The organism is Mesorhizobium sp. M0514 (assembly GCF_040321145.1).
Taxonomy (GTDB): domain Bacteria; phylum Pseudomonadota; class Alphaproteobacteria; order Rhizobiales; family Rhizobiaceae; genus Mesorhizobium.
The window spans coordinates 1-20,920 of the sequence record NZ_JAMYQZ010000096.1; the positions used below are offsets into that span (position 1 = coordinate 1).

17 protein-coding genes and 3 pseudogenes are annotated in these 20,920 nt (G+C 58.2%); 18 read left to right on the forward strand and 2 right to left on the reverse strand.

The window, feature by feature from the left end:
- Nucleotides 1-71 precede the first annotated feature (71 nt).
- Nucleotides 72-363, forward strand: a pseudogene (locus NKI61_RS27600) (transposase); the annotation flags it as partial.
- Between the two features lie 7 nt (nucleotides 364-370).
- Here the strand turns inward: NKI61_RS27600 and NKI61_RS32975 are convergent.
- Entirely contained in the window at nucleotides 371-823 is a 453-nt protein-coding gene (locus tag NKI61_RS32975; RefSeq protein ID WP_502899929.1) for an IS30 family transposase, read from the reverse strand.
- Nucleotides 824-1,796: 973 nt separating this feature from the next.
- On the opposite strand from NKI61_RS32975, the pseudogene NKI61_RS27610 reads away from it, so the two are divergent.
- The 3 genes and pseudogenes from NKI61_RS27610 to virD4 all read left to right on the forward strand — a co-directional run.
- Nucleotides 1,797-2,090 (forward strand): annotated as a pseudogene (locus NKI61_RS27610) (integrase core domain-containing protein); the annotation flags it as partial.
- A 301-nt stretch (nucleotides 2,091-2,391) separates the two neighbouring features.
- The gene (locus NKI61_RS27615; RefSeq protein WP_352594796.1) at nucleotides 2,392-3,162 is read left to right on the forward strand and encodes a hypothetical protein; all 771 of its coding nucleotides are present in this window, start codon (nucleotides 2,392-2,394) and stop codon (nucleotides 3,160-3,162) included.
- Nucleotides 3,163-3,409: 247 nt separating this feature from the next.
- Nucleotides 3,410-5,155: a type IV secretion system ATPase VirD4 gene (gene virD4, locus NKI61_RS27620; protein ID WP_352793950.1), complete on the forward strand. Its 1,746-nt coding sequence runs from the start codon at nucleotides 3,410-3,412 to the stop codon at nucleotides 5,153-5,155.
- 691 nt (nucleotides 5,156-5,846) lie between these two features.
- Here virD4 and virG read toward each other — a convergent pair.
- On the reverse strand, nucleotides 5,847-6,572 hold the full coding sequence (virG, locus tag NKI61_RS27625) for a two-component system response regulator VirG (protein WP_023685159.1): 726 nt from the start codon (nucleotides 6,570-6,572) through the stop codon (nucleotides 5,847-5,849).
- A 1,291-nt stretch (nucleotides 6,573-7,863) separates the two neighbouring features.
- On the opposite strand from virG, the gene NKI61_RS27630 reads away from it, so the two are divergent.
- The 14 genes and pseudogenes from NKI61_RS27630 to NKI61_RS32980 all read left to right on the forward strand — a co-directional run bounded on the left by NKI61_RS27630 (nucleotide 7,864) and on the right by NKI61_RS32980 (nucleotide 19,916).
- The gene (locus tag NKI61_RS27630; RefSeq protein ID WP_023685157.1) at nucleotides 7,864-8,649 is read left to right on the forward strand and encodes a type IV secretion system lytic transglycosylase VirB1; all 786 of its coding nucleotides are present in this window, start codon (nucleotides 7,864-7,866) and stop codon (nucleotides 8,647-8,649) included.
- A 17-nt stretch (nucleotides 8,650-8,666) separates the two neighbouring features.
- On the forward strand, nucleotides 8,667-9,029 hold the full coding sequence (virB2, locus tag NKI61_RS27635) for a pilin major subunit VirB2 (protein WP_502899930.1): 363 nt from the start codon (nucleotides 8,667-8,669) through the stop codon (nucleotides 9,027-9,029).
- On the forward strand, nucleotides 9,029-9,355 hold the full coding sequence (locus tag NKI61_RS27640; protein WP_023679584.1) for a type IV secretion system protein VirB3: 327 nt from the start codon (nucleotides 9,029-9,031) through the stop codon (nucleotides 9,353-9,355). The genes virB2 and NKI61_RS27640 overlap by 1 nt, the downstream gene beginning before the upstream one ends.
- Entirely contained in the window at nucleotides 9,355-11,724 is a 2,370-nt protein-coding gene (virB4, locus tag NKI61_RS27645; protein WP_352841844.1) for a type IV secretion/conjugal transfer ATPase VirB4, read from the forward strand. Before NKI61_RS27640 ends, virB4 begins: the two co-directional genes overlap by 1 nt.
- Before the next feature lie 13 nt (nucleotides 11,725-11,737).
- The gene (locus NKI61_RS27650; protein WP_352813333.1) at nucleotides 11,738-12,421 is read left to right on the forward strand and encodes a TrbJ/VirB5 family protein; all 684 of its coding nucleotides are present in this window, start codon (nucleotides 11,738-11,740) and stop codon (nucleotides 12,419-12,421) included.
- Nucleotides 12,422-12,479: 58 nt separating this feature from the next.
- A complete protein-coding gene (locus tag NKI61_RS27655; RefSeq protein WP_023762840.1) occupies nucleotides 12,480-13,367 on the forward strand; it encodes a type IV secretion system protein in 888 nt (295 codons plus the stop codon).
- A 27-nt stretch (nucleotides 13,368-13,394) separates the two neighbouring features.
- Nucleotides 13,395-13,553 carry a type IV secretion system lipoprotein VirB7 gene (locus NKI61_RS27660; RefSeq protein WP_081726271.1) on the forward strand — a complete coding sequence of 53 codons (159 nt, stop codon included), beginning with the start codon at nucleotides 13,395-13,397 and terminating at the stop codon, nucleotides 13,551-13,553.
- Nucleotides 13,550-14,263 (forward strand): type IV secretion system protein VirB8, encoded by a 714-nt coding sequence (locus NKI61_RS27665; RefSeq protein ID WP_352841846.1) that lies wholly within the window; start codon nucleotides 13,550-13,552, stop codon nucleotides 14,261-14,263. The genes NKI61_RS27660 and NKI61_RS27665 overlap by 4 nt, the downstream gene beginning before the upstream one ends.
- Complete coding sequence (locus NKI61_RS27670) at nucleotides 14,260-15,144, forward strand: TrbG/VirB9 family P-type conjugative transfer protein (RefSeq protein WP_023679588.1); 885 nt, start codon at nucleotides 14,260-14,262, stop codon at nucleotides 15,142-15,144. The genes NKI61_RS27665 and NKI61_RS27670 overlap by 4 nt, the downstream gene beginning before the upstream one ends.
- Nucleotides 15,137-16,276 (forward strand): type IV secretion system protein VirB10, encoded by a 1,140-nt coding sequence (gene virB10, locus NKI61_RS27675; RefSeq protein ID WP_352813331.1) that lies wholly within the window; start codon nucleotides 15,137-15,139, stop codon nucleotides 16,274-16,276. Before NKI61_RS27670 ends, virB10 begins: the two co-directional genes overlap by 8 nt.
- Entirely contained in the window at nucleotides 16,260-17,300 is a 1,041-nt protein-coding gene (virB11, locus tag NKI61_RS27680) for a P-type DNA transfer ATPase VirB11 (RefSeq protein ID WP_023673699.1), read from the forward strand. The genes virB10 and virB11 overlap by 17 nt, the downstream gene beginning before the upstream one ends.
- Before the next feature lie 713 nt (nucleotides 17,301-18,013).
- Nucleotides 18,014-18,700: a response regulator gene (locus tag NKI61_RS27685; protein WP_023796647.1), complete on the forward strand. Its 687-nt coding sequence runs from the start codon at nucleotides 18,014-18,016 to the stop codon at nucleotides 18,698-18,700.
- Nucleotides 18,701-18,877: 177 nt separating this feature from the next.
- Nucleotides 18,878-19,496: pseudogene (locus NKI61_RS27690) on the forward strand (IS6 family transposase); the annotation flags it as partial.
- 78 nt (nucleotides 19,497-19,574) lie between these two features.
- Nucleotides 19,575-19,916 (forward strand): hypothetical protein, encoded by a 342-nt coding sequence (locus NKI61_RS32980; protein ID WP_502899931.1) that lies wholly within the window; start codon nucleotides 19,575-19,577, stop codon nucleotides 19,914-19,916.
- Nucleotides 19,917-20,920: the final 1,004 nt, after the last annotated feature.

Consider the following 20,920-nt stretch of genomic DNA (forward strand, 5'->3'; position numbering starts at 1 on the left):
AAAGCTGCCTGCGCCTGGTCAGGGCGCTGGCCGTCGAAACCAACGAAAACTGGATGGAGGCCAACCGCTATATTGAGGGCATCATCCGCGGCAAGCCGATCCGCACCACGGTGAGCGACAAGGCCGCACCTTGCCCTCTCGATCATATGCTGTGGGTCTCCGACTTCACCTACGTCGCGACCTGGACGGGCTCCGTCTATGTCGCCTTTGTCATCGACACCTATGCGCGAAGGATCGTCGGCTGGCGGGTGAGCCGGACGGCGCATGCCAGCTTCGTTCTGGACGCTCTGGAACAGGCTCTCCATGATCGGCGGCCCGCGCAGGGGGGGCAGGCTCATCCATCACAGCGATAGAGGCAGCCAAGGCGGATTCAACCGGTCGTCGCAACACCGGCATCATACTGTGCCCCAAGGAGCTGGTCGAGGACTTCGGCAGGTGTTTTACAGCCGAGCGTTTTGCGCGGTCTTGTGTTGATAGCATGGGCGACTGCGTCCAGTTCCCGGGCTGTGTGCCGACTGAGATCCGTGCCCTTTGGAAAGTACTGTCTCAGCAAGCCGTTGGTGTTCGTTGGAGCCTCGCTGCCACGGGCTTGGGGATCGCAGAAGTAAATCTCGAGCCCGGTGTCGATGCGCAGGTCGGCGTGCTGCGCCATTTCCGCTCCCTGGTCCCAAGTCAGCGACTGACGCAGTTGCTCGGGAAGTTTGTCCATGGATCGGGCTATGGCTCTGCGGACTGGTTCAGCGCCGTGGCCGGCAAGTGGTGGACCGTTCTTGATGCGCAGGTTCTGCTGATAGCCATGCATGCGCGGCAGGTGAAGCAGCATTGTGAAGCGTGAACTTCGTTCCACGAGCGTGCCGATCGCCGAGCTTCCGAAAGGATGAGGTCGCCTTCCCCGGGGACAGCCCGATCGGCAATTTCGGCCGGACGGTCGCTTATGATAACGGCGTCTCCAATGAAGGACTTGTTGCGCACTCGGGCCCGTTCGCGCGGTACGCGCAACGCTCGGCCTGAACGCAGACATGCGGTCAGTTCTCGGCGCAATGCTCCGCGTCCTTGAATGTACAAGGACTGATAGATCGTCTCGTGGCTGATCCGCATGGTTTGATCCTCTGGATAATCGATCTGAAGACCGATTTAGCGATCTGCTCGGGGCTCCAGGGCTGCCGACCACCTCCGGCTCTGCCGGTGAACAGCCCTCCGCATTTTCCATACCCACCTTGGGGCCCTCGAATGAGGCGCCATGCGGGTTGGTGACTTTGCTGGCCATTCACGCAGAGCCGGATTGACCGCCAGCTTGCCAGGAGGCCGCCGGGACGCACGATCGGCGTGCCATCGGGCGGCACTGGCCCGGTAATCCAGATTGCCGCTGCGCGTCGCGGCATTGCGCCTGACCTCCCGCGAGATTGTGCTCGGCGCCCGACCTAGCTTAGCGCAATGGCCCGGATGCCGATTCCCCGGCAAGCTCAAGCGCAATATCCTCGCGCTCCCGAAAGAAGGATATCGCCCCGAAGGCGGCTTCGCCCACGCGCCAAATGCATTGGCGGCATCCCTCCTGCACTCCGAAACCAGCGCGGACCAAGAGGCGTTGATATACCGGCATCCAGTGCGGCCTCCTCGTTCGAACGTCCCAAGGCAATAGCTTGCCAGAACCGGAAGCGATTCTCACGCTGTCAGGCAGGCGGACGCCCGGGCGAATCTAGCTTCTTTCGAGTGCACCGATCTGAAGCGCGTTGGTGAACCGTCATTGCAACCTCCAATCCCTTGGTGTTGCGACGACCGGTTGAATTCGCCCAATAGTCAGCATTCGATACACCGAGCGCTTGGCGGAGGCCGGCGTCGAACCCTCGGTGGGCAGTGTCGGCGACTCTTTCGATAATGCTCTCGCCGAAACGATGAACGGTCTTTACAAGGCCGAGGTGATCCATCGACGCGGACCCTGGCGCTCATTCGAGGCCGTCGAGTTCGCCACGCTCGAATGGGTCGACTGCTTCAACAATCGCCGGCTGCTGGAGCCCATCGGCAACATCCCGCCGGCCGAAGCCGAGGAACGCTACTACGCCATTCTGTATGACCCAGCCATGGCCGCGTGACTCAAACGAAACGGCCTCCGAAAAGCCCGGGGCGGTTCACATCGCATTTGATGCCAACTTCATCGTATTTTCTTCGTCTTAGACGGGCTCTTTGCAGACCCACAGAGCTGGGAACCCTTTGCCATACTACAACTGTAACATCATATCGGTTTAGCAGGTCAAGCTTCGGTGGTACCCTCATTGGGTAGAATAACTACTTTGGAGGCGAGCAATGGATCGCGATAGCAAACGGGCACGCGCAGCTGCAAGATCATCTCAAGGCGTGGGGAGCAGTAGCCTCCGTGACGTTCCAGAGGGGCCATTGAGCGATGTTGCAGAACGGCTGGTAACCGCTAACCCGCGCGATACAGCGCGAAATCTTGGGGGCTTCAAAGGCCTCGGGACGCACGAGCGAACAGCCGTTCGGGGCACTCAAGCCGGGCCAGAAACTGACCTCGCGAGATTTGAAAGGCGGGCCAATCAGCTTGGACGATCAGCCATCGATCTGGCCGAGAAATTAACAGCCGGATTGGGGTACACCCCGGATGACGTAGCGTTGCAGCAAGTCAGAGCGGTCAGTAATGTATGCCATTACCTAACGCCAGGGATGCAAGATGCTATTGTTAATCGCATTGGCAACATGGAGCCGTCGTCGCAAGCTCTCGGAGCTCTTTACGTTGCGCCACACTTCAGTAAGTTTAATGACGAAAATAAATCTCGCATTCTTGATCAGGCCATTGGATTGGCTTCTGATCCGGATGTCAATGTCAAGTTGACAGCATCCAATGCTATTCTCAACGCGTATCACCAGTTCGACGCAAATCAACAGGCCCAAGCTCACTCAGTTCCCGGCATGCAACACATCTTGCCGCACATGCCGCCGCCGCAGCATGCAGCAGAGGAACGGAGTGCGAATCTGGACGGCCACATAGCAGGTATAGAGGCTGCAGTCCGTGATACAGTAAGCCCGCAAACCTCCTATGAACAGCTGCAGCGGGGTGCTCAAGTCGGGCAGTCCATAAGCCACACCTACAATCACGCCCGAGAGGACCTAATGGAGGCCACCAGAAGCAGAGATCGCTCCGGCCGTTGAGGTCTCGGCCATGGTACAGTGACGCTTTCTCTCCCGAATTCCGTTTACGGCCTTGCCGTTTCCAATTCGCTGGCCGTTGAGGTGCCTGCTTAGTGTAACTTTCAAAAACCACGTCTGCCGGGTGATGCGCTGCAAGCATCGCACCACCCGCTGCGGCATCGCTCTGTCGAGCGGCGACATCGCGCGACGCCGGTTCGGTCTCTGAAGCACGCGCAGCATTAGCTACGGCTAATCCGGCAATGGAACAATGCTTTCAACAAAAACGACGCCCCCCAACTTGGCCATTAGCATCGCGTGCTCACTCGCCGTGGGCTTCTGTGCGGCAAGTCTTTACGCAACCTTCCGCCACGGCGGTAGCGGCGAGGCTCTGATGGCGTTTGATGTCCGTGCCTTTTGGTTTGAGACGCCCTTCTATTTGGGTTTCGCAACCCCCGTTTTCTATCGGGGCGCGGCTATCGTGCTCTCGACGTCCGCGGTCGTCTTGCTGATTCAGCAGATCGTATTGCGCCGCAAGCTCGAACACCACGGGACGGCTCGTTGGGCTCGCGTGGATGAAATGCGACGCACGGGATATCTGCGACGATACCGCGGCGTGACAGGGCCGGTGTTTGGGAAGACAAGTGGCCCTTTCTGGCCTGGCTACTACCTGACCAATGGCGAGCAGCCTCACAGCCTCATCGTTGCACCGACCCGCGCTGGCAAGGGCGTCGGCATAGTCATTCCAACGCTACTTACATTCAAAGGCTCGGTGATAGCTCTGGACGTCAAGGGGGAGCTCTTTGAGCTCACCTCGAGGGCGCGCAAAGCCGCAGGTGACGACGTGTTTAAATTCGCGCCGCTGGATTCGGAGCGGCGCACAAACTGCTACAATCCGCTGTTGGATCTTATAGCGTTGCCTCCACAGCAGCAATTCACCGAAGCCCGCCGCTTGGCCGCAAACCTGATTACGGCCAAGGGGGAGGGCGCGGAAGGTTTCGTCAGCGGCGCGCGAGATATCTTTGTCGCGGGAATCCTTGCCTGCATCGAGCGGGGCACGCCAACAATCGGCGCCGTCTATGACCTCTTCGCCCAGCCGGGGGAGAAGTTTAAGCTCTTCGCGCGACTCGCCATGGAGACCCAGAACAAAGAGGCACAACGCATCTTCGACGACATGGCGGGGAACGATACGAAAATCCTAACCTCCTACACTTCCGTGCTCGGCGATGGCGGGCTCAACCTGTGGGCGGATCCCGCTGTAAAGGCGGCCACAAGTCGCTCGGACTTTTCGGTCTATGATCTTCGCCGTCGCAGAACGTGCATCTATCTTTGCGTTGGTCCGAACGACCTTGAGGTGATCGCGCCTTTGATACGTTTGTTTTTTCAGCAAATCGTTTCAATTCTGCAGCGGTCGCTGGCCCGTCGGGATGAAAAGCACGAGGTTCTCTTCCTGCTCGACGAGTTCAAGCACTTGGGTAAGCTGGAGGCGATCGAGACCGCAATCACGACTATCGCGGGCTACAAGGGGCGTTTCATGCTCATCATCCAAAGCCTTTCGGCACTGACGGGGGCTTATGGAGAGGCTGGCAAGCAGAATTTTCTCAGCAATACCGGACTGCAAGTGTTCATGGCCACGGCTGATGACGAGACTCCGAACTACATTTCCAAGGCCATCGGTGAATACACGTTTGAAGCCAAATCGATTTCCCACAGCCAGGCGCGAACGTTCGACTGGACCATTCAGAATTCACATCAAGGTGCACCGCTATTGCGTCCCGAACAGGTTCGGCTGCTCGATGACGACTACGAGATTGTTCTTATCAAAGGTCTGCCACCATTAAAATTGAGGAAGGTGCGTTATTTCTCGGATCGCATTCTGAAACGCATCTTTGAAAGCCAGACAGGCGCCCTCCCGGAGCCGGCGCCCTTGACGGGAGCAGAGGAGGCGCTCTCCGCCGAATCTCAACTCGATGACCCGCTGTGTGAATTGGCGCAGGACTTTGACGATACAGTTTGATGTGAGGCTGGTGTGGACCCGCGAAAAAATCCATCCCGTGTAACAGCTTTGTCGCAGGTGCAGGACGCCGGCTTGGAAGAGAGGCAAGCGGGCCAAGCCCGGCGAGTGGGCTTTGAGCAGCACGCGTCCGAGGCGCTCCGGCCGCTGTTCGATGGTCGAGCTGACGAGCCGCCAACCAATCCAGAGGAGCTTCTGCGACTGGAACAGGGGGTCTCGCGAGGTGCTTCAGCGAGGGCAGGATCATCAAGCCGCCTCATCTTGTTTCAGCAACCCAGGGATGCCCGATGGACGGGATGACCTCAACAGAAGCGTGTCGGAGGCTTTCGCAAGCTCTGGGACGCCGGAGTTCGGGCCGCCGCCCCCAGTCTTGGCTGCCAGCCAACAGCAGATCCGCCCTTCGCCGGATGAGCTTGACCAGGGCAACCACCTGCCACCCGAGTGAGTCGTCCCAACAATGAACATTCACCAGCGCTGTTGTGGCCAGCGGAGACGCAGAGGGCTGCTGAATGCGCCGCAAGCCGTCGCCATTCAGCAGCAGCTGAGCGAAATCGGCAATTCAGGCGGCCGCGTGCATATGCAGAGAGGGGCTGATGCGATCTCCAGACCGGTAGCTCTCGCCGTAATTGATCAGGCTGGTACTGTTGGAAGGCTTGATCAGCCTCGTCACCCCAATCTCCAGCACAGCTCACTGTCACGCGGCCAACGTGCCTCCGTAGCTAACGTCTACGTCAGCGTTGAAGAAGTACCCTGCGCCACGGGATGTTTTGACCAGGCGAGGGTTGGCCGCATCAGCCTCCAGCTTTCGGCGCAAGCGCATGATTAGGACATCGATACTTCGATCGTACACCTCTTCTCCACGCACACGGCTCGCGAGCAAAAGCCGTTCTCTGGATAGCACGTTGCGGGGGTTCTCCAGAAATGCGATCAACAGATTGAACTCACATGCGGTAAGCTTGACCTCGCCACGCTCCGCACAGATCAGTCGCCGCTGCTTCACGCTGAGCTTCCAGGCCCCAAAGCGAAATGAGCGCTGCTCTCTGGTTCGCGGACTAGAAATGCGCTGGCGTAGCGCTACTCGAATGCGGGCCAGGAATTCGCGCATCCCGAAAGGCTTGGGAATGAAATCGGTTGCGCCGAGCTCCAGTGCAACCACTTTTTCCGCCTCATCAAGCCGGTCGCCGCTGATCACTATGATAGGAACATCCGATTTTGTCGCCAGATTGCGGACGATCGCAAGTCCATCCTCCCGGCCTAGGTTAAGGTCAACAACCACGAGATCGACTGGCTCACGTGAAAGAACATAGTCAAACTGCTTGCTATCGTGGACTGCGGTTACCTTCAGGGCATGCATCGTGAGATACTCGGCGATGAGGCGCCGCATTGCGGCATCATCGTCAATGACAAGAACATGTTTCAACGGCACACCTTCAATCTTGAATCCCCTTGTCTAAACCTGTTGCCGAGCAACCCTGGGGCACCGACCCAGAACAGCTGCTCCTTGATACCACTCGCCGTTGCGTGCGGCCAATGTGAGGCCGTGCTCGTCCTGTTCTTTTCATCCCCAGCGAATTGACCGCACCAAGGCAGCCCGTGGCCACCAGACAGGTCCAAGCGCCGACATGACCCTGCCGTGTGGTCCTTCGCTTTTTCGATTCGAGCTCCCCCGTTGGTGCAGGCCTGCCAATATCGACTCAAGTTCGACCTCATGGATGCCAAATTTCCTGCTATGCCCTTGCATCCTGGTCATCCTGGAGTTTGCGGACCTGGATCATCTCGATATCCTCCGGCTCGTGGATCCAGCTCGGACATGGTTGAGCAGCGCGGCGTTTGGCTTGATCGGAGAGGCGGTCGGCGGAAGAAGACCGTGATTCGCTGCAGCGGCCTTGTGCAAAATAGTGTGTCTCCTGCCAAGCCGGCTTCGTCCAAGGTGGCCGGCGGCCTCAAATGCTGTTCGGCGACCGGCAGGTCGCCGGTTGCGGTGAACGTCCGGGCTAACATTTCTCAGTTACTGCAACTCCTCCATCCTGAGCGTGTCACTATGCTTGTCCATTGCGCCGTCGGACTCCGTCAATGACGTGCCGTTATCTGCCGATGGGACTGTGCATGATCCAACCTTTGGCGGCGGCGGCCGAACAGCTGAACGAGGCTCGCACCAGGATGGGCTGCGCCGCCACGTCTTCCCAGTTGACCCTCGCCGCCGCGGATTTGCGCCTTCGAGCCAGCTTCGCGGACGAGCTCGCGTCTCAAGCAATGATCTGAGTGTGCAGGGCCGCGCATGGCTGCTCTTTAAGGACCGGCAGCATACCGGCAAAGTTGGGCCGCTTTGTCGCCTTAGTCGATTCCCCACGGTGATCCCGAGCCTGAACAAGCCCGCCAAGCTCCCCATTTTGTCCTTGGCTTGGCGCTGACAGAAGTACCATCCATGACGCCAAAGTCGCGGCCCACACTCCAGGAGCAACGGACGGCCGGGACGAGCAATCCTGTACAGGAGTCATTGTACCAAGATGCTCCGGATGTCGCTGGCTGATCGGGCCCGCGCCACCCACGCATGCGCAAGATGCTCACCCACGCTGATACGAACACGGTCTTTGCTTCAATTGAAACCGAAAAGCTGAACTTGAACATCACACAGTAACAAACCTCCCCGATAAGCGCGTGCCGGACAGGCCAGAACCCGTCCGGCGGCTTGGAAAGGCAGGTGATAGGGAATGTTTATTGCAGCTTGGCCGCTGGCCGTCGTCCTGTTGACATCCATGTCACTCCCAGCCGAGCCCGCGCCACTTTCTCCGCGTGAGTTCCGCAGCCTGTCGCGCAAATGCGCTCCCTGGGTTGCGCCGTCCACCCTCGCCGCGATTGCCAAGATTGAAAGTGGCTTTGACACGCTGGTGGCTCATGACAACACCACAGGTGAGCAGCTTCGCTGGATAGACCAACTGGAAGCCACGCGGGGCATCAAGGAACGCCTCGAAGCACAACATTCTGTCGATGTTGGATTGATGCAGATAAACAGCAAGAACTTTGCCATGCTCAATCTTACGCCGGAAAGGGCTTTCGAGCCCTGCGCCTCGCTTTCGGCTGCCGCCCACTTGCTTGAAAGCCGGTATGCCGGCGGCACCACTGCTGTGGCACAGCAACTGGCGCTTCGCCGTGCCATCTCGGCCTATAACACGGGCGACGTCACGCGTGGCTTCGCCAACGGTTATGTACGCAAGGTCGAGTCGGCCGCAAAGGACATCTCAAGTCTCCTTGAGCGAACGCTGGAGCCGACTGCTCGAGATGTGCCGCACCTTGAGGCACCCGGTCGGAAAGCCGTGCCGCCTCTGCTCCAGCAGAGCCAACAGGCCAATAGAAAGAAGCAGCCCAACCAAGATTCTTGGGACATTTGGGGCTCGTATCAGCCAGACCGCTCCGGGGCCGATCCCTCCGGTCCGACAGGCAGCCAGGCTGCGAAAGCACGGGAACCCGCGAACCCGAACAAACTCGTATTCGATTGAAACATGGAGATGCAATGATGACGCCACTCAAGATACTTCGTGCGCTTAAAACGCGTGTTCCTTCGCTTTTTTCCATGCTGCGCATGGCGGCTGAATATGTACCGGCCGCTGCTGCAGGCGCGGCGTGGACGGTCTTCTACAGCGGGCCAGCCGCGGCTCAGGTGACCGGAGGGACGGATCCTGCCAAGATGGTGCAGAATATCTGCACGTTCATACTTGGCCCCTTTGGACAATCACTGGCCGTGCTCGGGCTCGTAGCCATCGGTATCTCTTGGATGTTCGGTCGTGCTTCACTTGGCCTGGTTGCGGGTGTCGTTGGAGGGATCGTCATCATGTTCGGGGCCAGCTTCCTGGGCAAGGCGCTCATAGGCGGCGGCTGATGAGCGACCGGTTGGAAGTGAGCACCCTCTATGTGGCGGCGACGCGCCCCGCACTGTTTCTGGGGGTGCCGCTGACGCTGGCCGGATTGCTCATGATGTTGGCTGGACTTGTTATCATTATCCTTCAGAACCCGCTCTACGAAATCGTTCTCGCGCCACTCTGGTTCGGAGCACGGCTGGTTGTTGAGCGTGACTATAACGCGGCAAGCGTCGTGCTGCTCTATTTGCAGACGGCCGGCAGAAGCGTGGACGGGCCGGTCTGGGGAGGCGCAAGCGTCAGCGCCAATCCGATCAGAGTGCCGAAACGCGGAAGAGGAATGGTGTAATGTTCGGCGCCAGCGGCCGGACCGAGAGGTCTGGCGAGATCTACCTTCCGTATGTTGGTCACGTAAGCGATCAGGTTATCCTTCTGGAAGACGGATCGATCATGGCCATGGCACATGTGAACGGTGTGCCCTTTGATTTGGAAGACGCTGAGATGCGCAACTCGCGCTGCCGCGCGTTCAACACTCTCTTGCGCAACATCGCCGATGACAATGTCTCGATATACGCTCATCTTGTGAGACACAACGATGTGCCGGCGCCGGCGCCGCGCCAGTTTCAAAGTGCATTCGCTGGCAGTCTGAGCGAGGCCTACGAGCGTCGTGTGCTGTCGGGAAAGCTCTTTCGCAACGATCACTTCCTCACTTTGATCGTGTCCCCCCGCACCGCAATCGGCAAGATCGGCTTGCGGATTGCCAAGTCCCGCAGACGGAATGAGCACGATCTAGCCACCCAAATGCGGAGCCTGGAAGACCTCTGGCACATCACTGCTGGCGCACTCGGCGGTTACGGTCTGCGCCGGTTGGGCATTCGTGAGAAAGGCAACGTGCTCTTCACGGAAATCGGCGAGGCGCTTCGGCTCATGATGACTTGCCGGTTTCTTCCGGTTCCGATGGTTACCGGCTCACTTGGCGCCTCGATCTACACTGACCAGGTCATCTGCGGGAAGCGGGCGCTTGAGATTCGAAGGCCCGGGGATAGCTCCGTCGGATCATTGTTTTCGTTCCGTGAATATCCGGCGACGACGCGGCCGGGCATGCTAAATTCCTTGCTGTCCGCCAACTTCCCGCTTGTCCTGAGCCAGAGCTTTTCCTTCCTCACTCGCCCACAAGCTCATGCCAAACTAAGCCTTAAGTCCAGCCAGATGACGAGTGCCGGCGACAAGGCTCTCACCCAGATCAATGAACTTGCCGAGGCAGAGGACGCACTGGCAAGCAACGAATTCGTGATGGGTTCGCATCATCTGAGCCTGTGCGTCTATGCCGACAGCCTCAATAGCCTTGCAGATCGCGCAGCAAGTGCCCGCGCACGGCTGGCCGACGCGGGCGCCGTTATCGTCCAAGAGGGCATCGGCATGGAGGCCGCATATTGGTCCCAACTTCCGGGGAACAACAGGTGGCGCACGCGCCCGGGGGCGATCACCTCACACAATTTTGCCGGGCTCGTCTCATTCGAGAACTTCCCAAGCGGTTCCAGTTCCGGCCACTGGGGCAATGCTGTTGCGCGCTTTCGCACAAACGGTGGAACTTCTTTCGACTACATCCCCCATGAGAATGACGTCGGCATGACGGCAATATTCGGGCCCGTTGGCAAAGGCAAGACGACGCTGATGACCTTTGTCCTCGCGATGCTTGAGCAAAGCCTGGTCGATCGCAATGGTGCGATCGTCTTCTTCGACAAGGATCGGGGTGGTGAACTGCTGGTGCGAGCCACTGGAGGGACATATCTTGCGTTGCGCAGAGGCGCTCCGAGCGGCTTGGCCCCTCTGCGTGGACTGGACAACACCTCCGCCTCCCGGGACTTTCTGCGCGAGTGGTTGATGGCCCTGATCGAGAGTGACGGCCGTGGTCCCATCTCGCCGGAGGAAAGCCGTCGGCTGGAACGCGGCATTGTTCGTCAGCTTTCGTTCGAACCCCCTATGCGCTCACTTGCGGGCCTGCGCGAGTTCCTATTGCACAGCCCCTCCGAGGGCGCAGGAGCACGGCTGCAGCGGTGGTGTAGAGGGGGGGCGCTTGGATGGGCCTTTGACGGCGACGTGGACGAAGTAAGGCTGGATGCCTCCATTACGGGCTTCGACATGACGCAGCTCCTGGAATATGAGGAGGTCTGTGCACCGGCCGCCGCATACCTTCTGCATCGAGTGGGCGCTATCGTCGATGGTCGTCGGTTCGTCATGAGCTGCGACGAATTTCGATTCTATCTACTCAACCCCCAATTCTCGGCCGTTATCGACAAGTTCTTGCTCACGGTGCGCAAAAACAACGGCATGTTGATACTCGCAACGCAGCAGCCTGAACACGTTCTGGAATCGCCTCTCGGAGCTAGTCTCGTTGCGCAATGTATGACGAAAATTTTCTACCCATCACCGACGGCGGACCGCTCTGCGTATGTCGATGGCTTGAAGTGCACTGCGCAGGAGTTCGAGGCAATCCGCCAGGGAATGGCAATCGGCAGCCGCAAGTTTTTGCTCAAGCGCGATAGCGGGAGTATTGTTTGCGAATTCGATCTTGGGCAGATGCGCGAGTACGTAGCCGTACTCTCGGGGCGGGCCAACACAGTGCGCTTTGCCGACCAGCTTCGTAACCAGCACGGAGACGCCCCAAGTGGGTGGCTCGACAAGTTCATGGCCCGGTACCACGAAGTTCAAGACTGACGGAGGAATATTCATGAAATTTGCCAAACTTGCAGTAACGACCCTTGCTGCTTCCGTTCTGCTTCACGGACAGGCCCGTTCGCAATTTATCGTCAGCGACCCTGTAACAGAAACACAAGCGACCTTAACAGCGCTTTCCAATGCGGCGATCCTTGAGAGGTCAATCGAGACGCTCGCTACCACGATTGAAATGGTGACAATTCTAACGTCATCATTCGCTGTCACGGGACTGCTAAGCTCACTGAACCAAGGAAATCACTACCCGTCGAGCAATAAGCTGGAGGAGCAGATGTTTGATGCTCGGGCGCCAGCTTCGATTATGGCCCGTAACATTGCGAAGGACCCAAATCGGATAGTCAACGGCACCGATTCAGAAGCGAAACTGTTACAGGGACAAATCGCCGGGGCCGCCAATGCCGCAGCTATTGCAGCCGACACTTTGGGCATGATGGACAAGCGCCTTAAGGATAACGCCGGCACGCTTGGTCAGCTTTCCCGCTCGGGAAATATTATGCAGGCCACCGTGACCAACGGTCTGGTCCTCAAGCAGATTCACGATGCGATGATCCAAAATGTCCAGGCCACGAGTCTGCTGACAATGGCCACTGCACAAGGGAGCCTTCACGCTGTGGAGGAGGCCGCCACGCAGCGTCGCGAACATCAGGACACCGCTAATATGTTTAGCATCCTCCCGTAAACCACACAGAGTTCATCAGGCTCAGCTGCGCTGATCAGGGACACATCAGGCTCACGCCATGAATTTCAAAATTCCCGCGCCATTCACGACTATACACACGATCTTTCATGGGGCCTTCACGTCCGGGCTGCACAAAGTGCTTGAAAACGTCCAAGCGGCGGTCAGTGCGCCTCTGGTTGCGTGTGTCACGCTCTGGATAATAATCCAAGGCTGTCTGGTCATGCGTGGCCAAGTCGATGCGCGCGGGGGTATCTCGCGCGTAATCATGGTGTCGATTGTCGTCGCCCTTATCTTAGGGCAGGCCAACTATCAGCAGTACATTGAAGCGCTCTTCGACGACACGATTCCGAGGTTGGCTCACGACATCAGTGGCAGCGACTTGCCCTTCATCGGAATCCCCCAGAAGCTCGATCTCATGTTTGCTTCGAGCCAGTATGTCTTTCAGCTGATTGCTTCCGAAATTGGGCCTATGAACGGCCAGGACATACTTGCTTTCGAGGGAGCGCAATGGATTTTCTACGGCGCGCTGTGGACAGCGTTCGAGATCTACGATGCCGTTGGAATTCTGACGAAGGTGCTCTTGACGATCGGCCCCCTGGTCCTTGTAGGCTACCTTTTTGATCACACTCGAGACATAGCCACCAGATGGATCGGCCAACTGCTCTCGTACGGGCTGCTGCTTCTCCTCCTCAACATCGTTGCAACGATAGTAATCGCTGCCGAAGCAGTCTCGCTGGCAGCCATGCTTTTGATGATCAAATTCTCGGGCACGACAGCAGCCAAGATCATCGGGCTTTACGAGCTCGACATGCTTTTCCTAGCTGGTGACGCTCTGATCGTCGCGCTTCCGACGATCGCCAGCAGCATCGCCGGCGGCTCTTGGGGAGGTGCGAACCGACCTCTTAACAGCCTCAATCGCCACTTTGCCAAAACGGCGGGTGGTTAATCAATCGACAAGCTCGGTGCCAAAAACATGAAATATTGCCTACTTCTGTCAATCCTCGCTTTGGCCGCCTGCAAGACGAGCCATGGGCTTGCGACATGCGCGGGTGCCCCATTCCAACTGAACGTGGGACAATGGGAAACCACCCCTGAGGATCTTCGGGTCGAATGCGCGGAAGAGCCAAAGTGAAAGTTCCTGAACATGCCCATCTGGTGGAGAGAGAAACGCTAGCCGCCCACTATAAGAAGGTGGAAGCGTTTCAAACTTCACGAGCGAAGTCTGCGCGGCGCCTGTCAAAGGCCCTGATAGCCTTTGCCGCAGCGGCGGTCCTAGGAAATGTTGCCCAGGCATTTACCATTGCTGCCATGGTCCCGTTGGCCAAGCTCGTACCTGTGTTCCTCTGGGTCCGGCCGGATGGGACCGTCGACAGCGAAGTGTCAGTCTCTCGACTGCCGGCAACCCAAGACCGAGCCGTCATAAATGCTTCGCTGTGGGAATATGTACGCCTGCGCGAGGGGTACACAGCAGATACAGCCCAATACGCCTATGACCTCGTATCCAGTTTCAGCGCGCCGGCTGTGCGACAGCAATATCAAGATTTCTTCAACTATCCGAATCCCACCTCGCCGCAAGTCACGGTCGGCAAACGCGGCAAGCTCGAGGTCGGGCATATTTCTTCAAACGACATCAGTCCGGACGTTCAACAGATCCGTTACAAACGTACGCTTGTTGTCGATGGGCAGATGCCGATAGTGACCACCTGGACAGCTACCATCCGCTACGAGCGCTTGACGGGTCTGCCTGGGCAATCGAGGCTCACCAATCCGGGAGGTCTACTCGTCGCTTCCTATCAAAGCTCGGAAGATAGCGTATCGAACCTGGGCTATGTGCAGCCATGACAAAAAGAGCGTTTCTCGCGCTGGTCTGTTCACTCTTCTTAACGATGGAAGCGTCCGCGGAAGACACACCACTTGCCGGCAAGCATGATGCGCGCATGCGCTACCTGGCTTACCGTCCTGACGAAGTGGTGCGCCTGTCTACCGCAGTGGGGGCAACGCTGGTTGTCACATTCGCGGCCAACGAGACAGTCGCAGCCGTGGCCGTTTCCAATAGCAAAGACCTGGCTGCGCTCCCGCGCGCCAACTATCTCTTTTTTAAGGCTAGCCGGATGCTCCCGCCGCAGCCGGTCATCGTGCTGGCCGAGAGTGAGTCCGGTACACGGAGATACGTCTTCAGTATTTCAACGAGAGCGATGCCAAAACTTGATGAGCAGCAACCTGACCTATACTACAGTGTGCAGTTCACCTATCCTGCTGATGAGGCTGCTGCTCAGAGAAAGGACGCAGAAAGGCGCTCGATTCTTGGTCAGGCCCGGGCGAAAGTGCTGCGCGACGAGAGAGTTCAGGATTTGTTGAATCGGCCCGCCGCAACTACCAGTCCGGACGAAAGCAATTTTCACTACGTCGCAAAGGGCGATCGATCGCTGGCGCCGCTGGAAGTTTTCGATAATGGCTTTACCACCGTATTTGGCTTCGCAAGCAATTCCCGCATACCCTCCCTCTACATTATCAATCCCGACGGCAAGGAAGCCGCTGCCAATTACACGGTCAAAGGAGACTATGTTGAAGTATCCGCAGTCGCCCGGGAATGGCGTCTGAGAGATGGCAATACGGTCTTGTCCATTTTCAACAGGGCTTATGACCCTGTGGGACGAGCGCCAGGGACCGGTACAGTGACACCCGACGTGTGGCGCGTTTTGAAAGGCCCGGCCGATGAATGAAACCGGCCCACAGTCGGGACATGATGTCCATGCCTCAGGATCGATGGTCTCGGAGCCGGCCCGCCGGCATGTTTCGGGATTGCAGAAGTTGGCCATCGCTGCACTTGTTCTCATCTCATCTCTATCGCTCATCTGGCTCGGCGGTCGTCCCAGCACACAAGACGAGCCAACTCAGCCAAAACCTGCAATTGTCGCCGACGCCGAGCCATTCCGCCCCGTGCCGATTGAGATTGCTCCCGAAGCTCCAGCACCCGTACAGGCGGCGCAGGCAGGAGATCCTGCGCCATCCATGCCGCCTCCGGCGCCAGCTGATCCGCCGCCGGAGGAAACACCAATTTTCGCCTACAGTGGCAGCGGTCAAATGCCCAACGACGGTCAGCGGAGCGAAGACAACCATAGGGATGCTCCCGCGACCTCGCATGAGATTTCAGACGCTGGCGATCTGACGAGGCGATTGAAGCCAGATATACAGGAGCCAAGCCGGGCCACACTTTTGCCGCACCCTGATCTCGTGATTACCCAAGGAACGATAATTCCCTGCATTTTGCAAACGGCAGTCGACACAAATTTACCGGGTTATGTGAAGTGCGTCTTACCTAAAGACGTCCGCGGCGCCACCAACAACGTGGTGCTTTTGGATCGCGGGACGACCGTGATTGGCGAGATCCAGCGTGGTCTCCAACAGGGGGATGCGCGTGTCTTCGTGCTGTGGACGCGCATCGAAACGCCTGACCATGCCCTTGTTTCGCTAGCGTCGCCGGGCGCTGACGAGCTCGGCCGCTCCGGAATGCCTGGCACGGTGGATAATCACTTCTGGCAGCGCTTTGGCGGAGCAATGCTCATGAGCGTCATTCAAGGCGCGTTTCAGGCCGCCGGTCAATACGCTGGCAGCTCAGGTGGAGGAAGCGGCATCAACAGCTTCCAGAGCAACGCCGGACAAGCCGTTGACACGACCCTTAGAGCAACGATCAACGTTCCGCCAACTCTGAAGAAAAACCAGGGAGATGCTGTATCGATCTTTGTGGCTCGGGACCTCGATTTCTCAGATGTATACGATCTTAGACCGATCGCCGTGGCGCCAGCCCCCCAAGATCGCCAACGCCGGAGAGACAACAATGCGACCGGAGGCTGACCCTCAATTGCGTTTGCTTCTCAACCCTGTTTTGAAATGGCTTGAGGAGCCAAGGACCGAAGAGGTCGCTATCAACCGGCCTGGGGAAGCCTTTGTCCGACAGGCCGGCGTTTTCACGAAACATCCGCTACCGCTATCGTATGACGATCTGGAGGACATCGCGATCCTCGCTGGAGCGCTGCGCAAGCAAGATGTCGGACCGCAAAGCCCCCTCTGTGCGACTGAGCTGCCGAACGGAGAGCGGCTGCAGATCTGTTTGCCGCCCGCTGTTCCCTCAGGAACAATAAGCCTGACGATACGGCGTCCCTCAAGTCGTGTGACCGAACTCAAGGAAGTTTCTTCTCGCTACGAATACTCGCGTTGGAATCAATGGCGGTCACGAAAGGAGCGCCAAGAGCGGCAGGACGAAACGATTCTTCAGCACTACGACCATGGTGACTTGGAGCAATTTTTGCGAGCATGCGTTTGCGGGCGGCTCACGATGCTGCTTTGCGGACCTACTGGAAGCGGCAAAACGACAATGAGCAAGACTTTGATCAACGCTATACCCCCGCAAGAGAGGCTGATAAGTATCGAGGACACGCTCGAACTTGCAATCCCGCACGAGAACCATGTCCGATTACTCTATCCGAAGGACCGAGCAAGCGTAGGTGCGGTGACAGCCGAGCAACTGTTGCAAGCCAGCTTGCGCATGCGCCCTGATCGAATATTGCTTGGCGAAATGCGCGATGATGCTGCTTGGGCCTACCTTAGCGAAGTCGTCTCCGGCCATGCGGGATCAATATCAACGATTCATGGGGCGGATCCGGTCCAAGGCTTTAAAAAGCTCTTTTCACTCGTCAAGAGCAGCCCGCAAGGAGCTGCTGTGGAAGACCACACGCTTCTTGACCTCCTGTCGGCTGCCATTGACGTCATTGTGCCGTTCAGTACCCACGGCGACGTGTATGAGGTGGGGGAGGTGTGGCTCGCCGCCGATGCCCGGCGACGCGGAGAGACAGTAGCCGATCTTCTTAACAAGCACTAAGGCTAGAGCACGTCGGGGATCGGTAAGTCGTTTGTGATACGATGGCGTAATTTGTTCAGATTGAACGTCCACTTTGATTTGACGGAGGTGGATAATGGGAGGAGGACTGGGCGTAGACCTTCGGTCACCAGTCTGAAGTCTTCGGGCGCCCTGTCGGCGCGGCAAGTTGCGGCACGATTCGACTGGGTGTATCGAGCGCGTCCGCTGAATTGCGCGGGCGACGCTCCCCGAGCTGGTGCCGATGCCTGCTTCAAAAGCGGCATCGACACCCGGCAGGTCGTACCCTTGATTTACCTAGCCGCGCTCAATGAGTGTCTTCAAAGCCGCCGAACGTGGTTCGGAATGACCGGTGGTAAATCGGGAAGTGCCATATAGGGAATCCTCCTGGTTTTGCCTCCAAGGGGTCCTCTCAATGAACAAAGCCGCACCCTTGCGACCTCAGCTGGAGTTTGCGACGCAACCCATAGGAGGATCGATGCGCAGAGAACTCGCAGGCAGAGTCGGTGGCATTGTGGGCTGGCCGACGGACGGTTTCAGCCCGTCAACAGGTCTTCACGTGTTCCATCCCCGACTATTGCAGGCGTGCGGCTTGCATGCTCCCGCGATCACCCATCGGAAAGAGCGTTACGAAAACTACGAAGAGTTGCGCGACTTCTGCTGTCGCCCCGGTCTTACAGCGGACGGTGACTTGTCCGACCTTGATAGGACGTGAAATGCGAACGCTGCTCATTGATCATCATGTGGATCTTACGCGCGCTGTGCGAGTTGCGCTCGGGGATAGCGGTTTTGCCGTTGATGTAGTTGGCAACCTGGAACAGGCGTCGAGGGCATTTTGTTGCGCAACCTATGAAATTCTCCTGCTGGAGTTGGCTCTGCCAGATGGCGATGGCTTGGGCTGGCTGAGACAGCTAAGGAGCGACGGGCATTCAGTTCCAACCCTCATTATGAGTAGCATCAACGATCTCGAGAAGCGAATTGCAATTTTCAACGGTGGCGCGGACGACTTTCTGCTCAAGCCCGTCTCTTTCGATGAGCTCATCGCCAGAATGAGAGCCATTCTGCGCCGGTCGACACAGGTGACCGACCCCATCGTTGTATTTGGCAATCTCAATTTCGATCCGATCGGCCGACAGGTTTCCGTCTCGGGTCATCCTCTGAAGATCGCACGCCGCGAACTATGTATTTTAGAGCATCTGCTTATCCGTGCAGGCCGCATCGTGCCTCGTGCGCAGTTGGAAGATCACCTCTATTCGTTCAACGACGAGGTATCTGCCAACGCGCTTGAAGTCGGAATCTATCGCTTACGTGGACACCTGAGTAGGTCAGGTGCAACGCCACGTATCACGACCGTGCGCGGCATTGGTTACATTCTTGAATTGACTGAGGCGGCATCCGCATAGTTGGTCCAAATCGAAAGAACAGACTGCCTGCCCGTCGTCAGGTCGAGCTTGTGGCCATAATGGACATCGCGGCCGCCCTTGACGATGGTGTCGGCATGCGGTTCGAACGGCTCTGTCGCAAACCTTTTTGTAAGCGAGCATGGCAAGAAAAACGCCTCAGCTGTGGAGGAGCACGTGATGTTAAAGGGCCGCCATTTGGACCAGTCGGTGATCCTGCTGTGCGTGCGCTGGTACCTGGCCTACACTCTGAGCCTGCGCGATCTGGAAGAGATGATGGCCGAACGCGTTGAAGGTCGACCACTCCACTGTGCATCGCTGGGTCGCCCACTTCTCGCCGAGCTGCTGGAGCGCTTCAACCGGCGCAAGCGTGTGGTCGGCAGCAAGTGGCATATGGACGAGACGTACATCAAGGTCCGCGGCCATGGATGTATCTCTACCGCGCTATCGACATCCTCGGCGACACGGTCGAGTTCTTCTTTAGCGAAACCGTGACCTGGTGGCGGCCCAACGCTGCCTCCGCAAGGCGCTGACGCGCCATGGCCGGCCGGAGCGCATCGCCATCGACGGCAGCCAGACCAATTACGAAGCAATCCTTTCCTGCGACGCTGAAAGCCGGCTGCGGCAGCGATCGCGGCGACCGCTGAATCCGATCCGCATCCGCAATAGCCGGCATCTCAACAATCGGATCGAACAGGATCACCGGCGTATCAAGCGCCGCATTCGATCCATGCTCGGCTTCAAGTCGCATGCGAACGACGTGGTTATCCTCTCCGGCATCGAGATGATCCACATGATGGGCTAGCGACAGGCGAGGTATGCCTACAAGTCTGTCGATCGCTGTTTCGATATCCGGCTGCCTGACGGACAGGCCGAAATGGCCGTTCACAACCCAATTTCCAGGTTTGCGACAGAGCCTTTTGCCGGCGTTGCCGGCTTCGAAGGGCCGGTGCGCGCCGAGCGCATCAAGATCACCCCCGGCCACCTTGCTGCGGCCACTCGCCGAGTACGAAGCGGTGGCCGGAGGGAGCTGGTGATGACGACCCTAGATCATGACCTGCTGATCGCAATCCTGGATCGGCTGAAGTTGACGGCGATCCGCGACCAGCTCGACACGCTCATGTCGAGCAAGATCGCGCAGTTCACGTTTGTCCGCGAACTCGACGGCTTCGGCTTCGACGCGCAGCCATCGGTCTGCATCAGCCAAACGTATTCATAGGTATGGGACAGGCTGCTATGTCCGCCACCCACGCCTGCTCCGAGGCCCTCCAGGGCAATGGTCTGAGACCTGGGCTCAAGCCCTTCGGCGAGGAGGATGAGACGCCGCTGGAGCTCGGGTGCAAGCGCTGCCACGCCCGCTCCGAGGCCCCACAAGGCCGAAGCGCAGTCGTCGGGGTCACGAGGCCCCTCGGCCACGACGACGAGGCGCTGCTGGAGCCCGGTTGCAAGGCTGCCACAGATGGCCTGAACCTGAATCCGCCTTTCTTGAGGCGTTGCGACTATCATCGCGGCGACACGCAGCTCTTGATTTGTGTGCGAAATCCTCAGCAGATCCATCGGGCTGAGCCGCTCAGCAATATCAACGAGAATGTCCAGCGGCAGATCAAGGATACTCAGAGGAGGAAACGCTTGATCTTGAGGCTCAGAGCGCGTCTGCTCCACTATAGAACAGGATGATTCACCGGGTCCTTCAACGCCAGCCGCCGGTTCCGATGAGAGAATTGTCCCTGATATCACGCTCGATGGAGTTAAAAGCCGAGATGGGCGCCTTGCCACGCTCCTCAATGCCCCTCATGATTCACCGCCTATAGCTACCAACTGAATGAATCATCGTGATTGTCGCGCAGCGGAATCCTCAAGGATCGGGCAGTTCGTAGGGGGCGCCGGTTTGACCAGGTTGAGCCCGCGAATTGCTCGATCGGACAAGATCCTAATTCTCGACCATGCGGTGAGGCTCGAACGAGATCCTCGGGACGCACTCCAAGGTGTCGATCATGTTCGGCACACAAGGAAAGGGCGGCATTGCTGCCGCCCTTTCCGCTGTAAGTTGATAGGGGCTGGATTAAAAATCCATACCGCCCATCCCGCCCATGCCGCCCATGCCGCCCATGCCGCCGCCGCCCATGCCGCCAGGCATGCCGCCGCCAGCAGACTCCTTCTTGGGAGCCTCCGCGATCATGGCTTCGGTGGTGACGAGCAGGCCGGCGACCGAAGCCGCGTCCT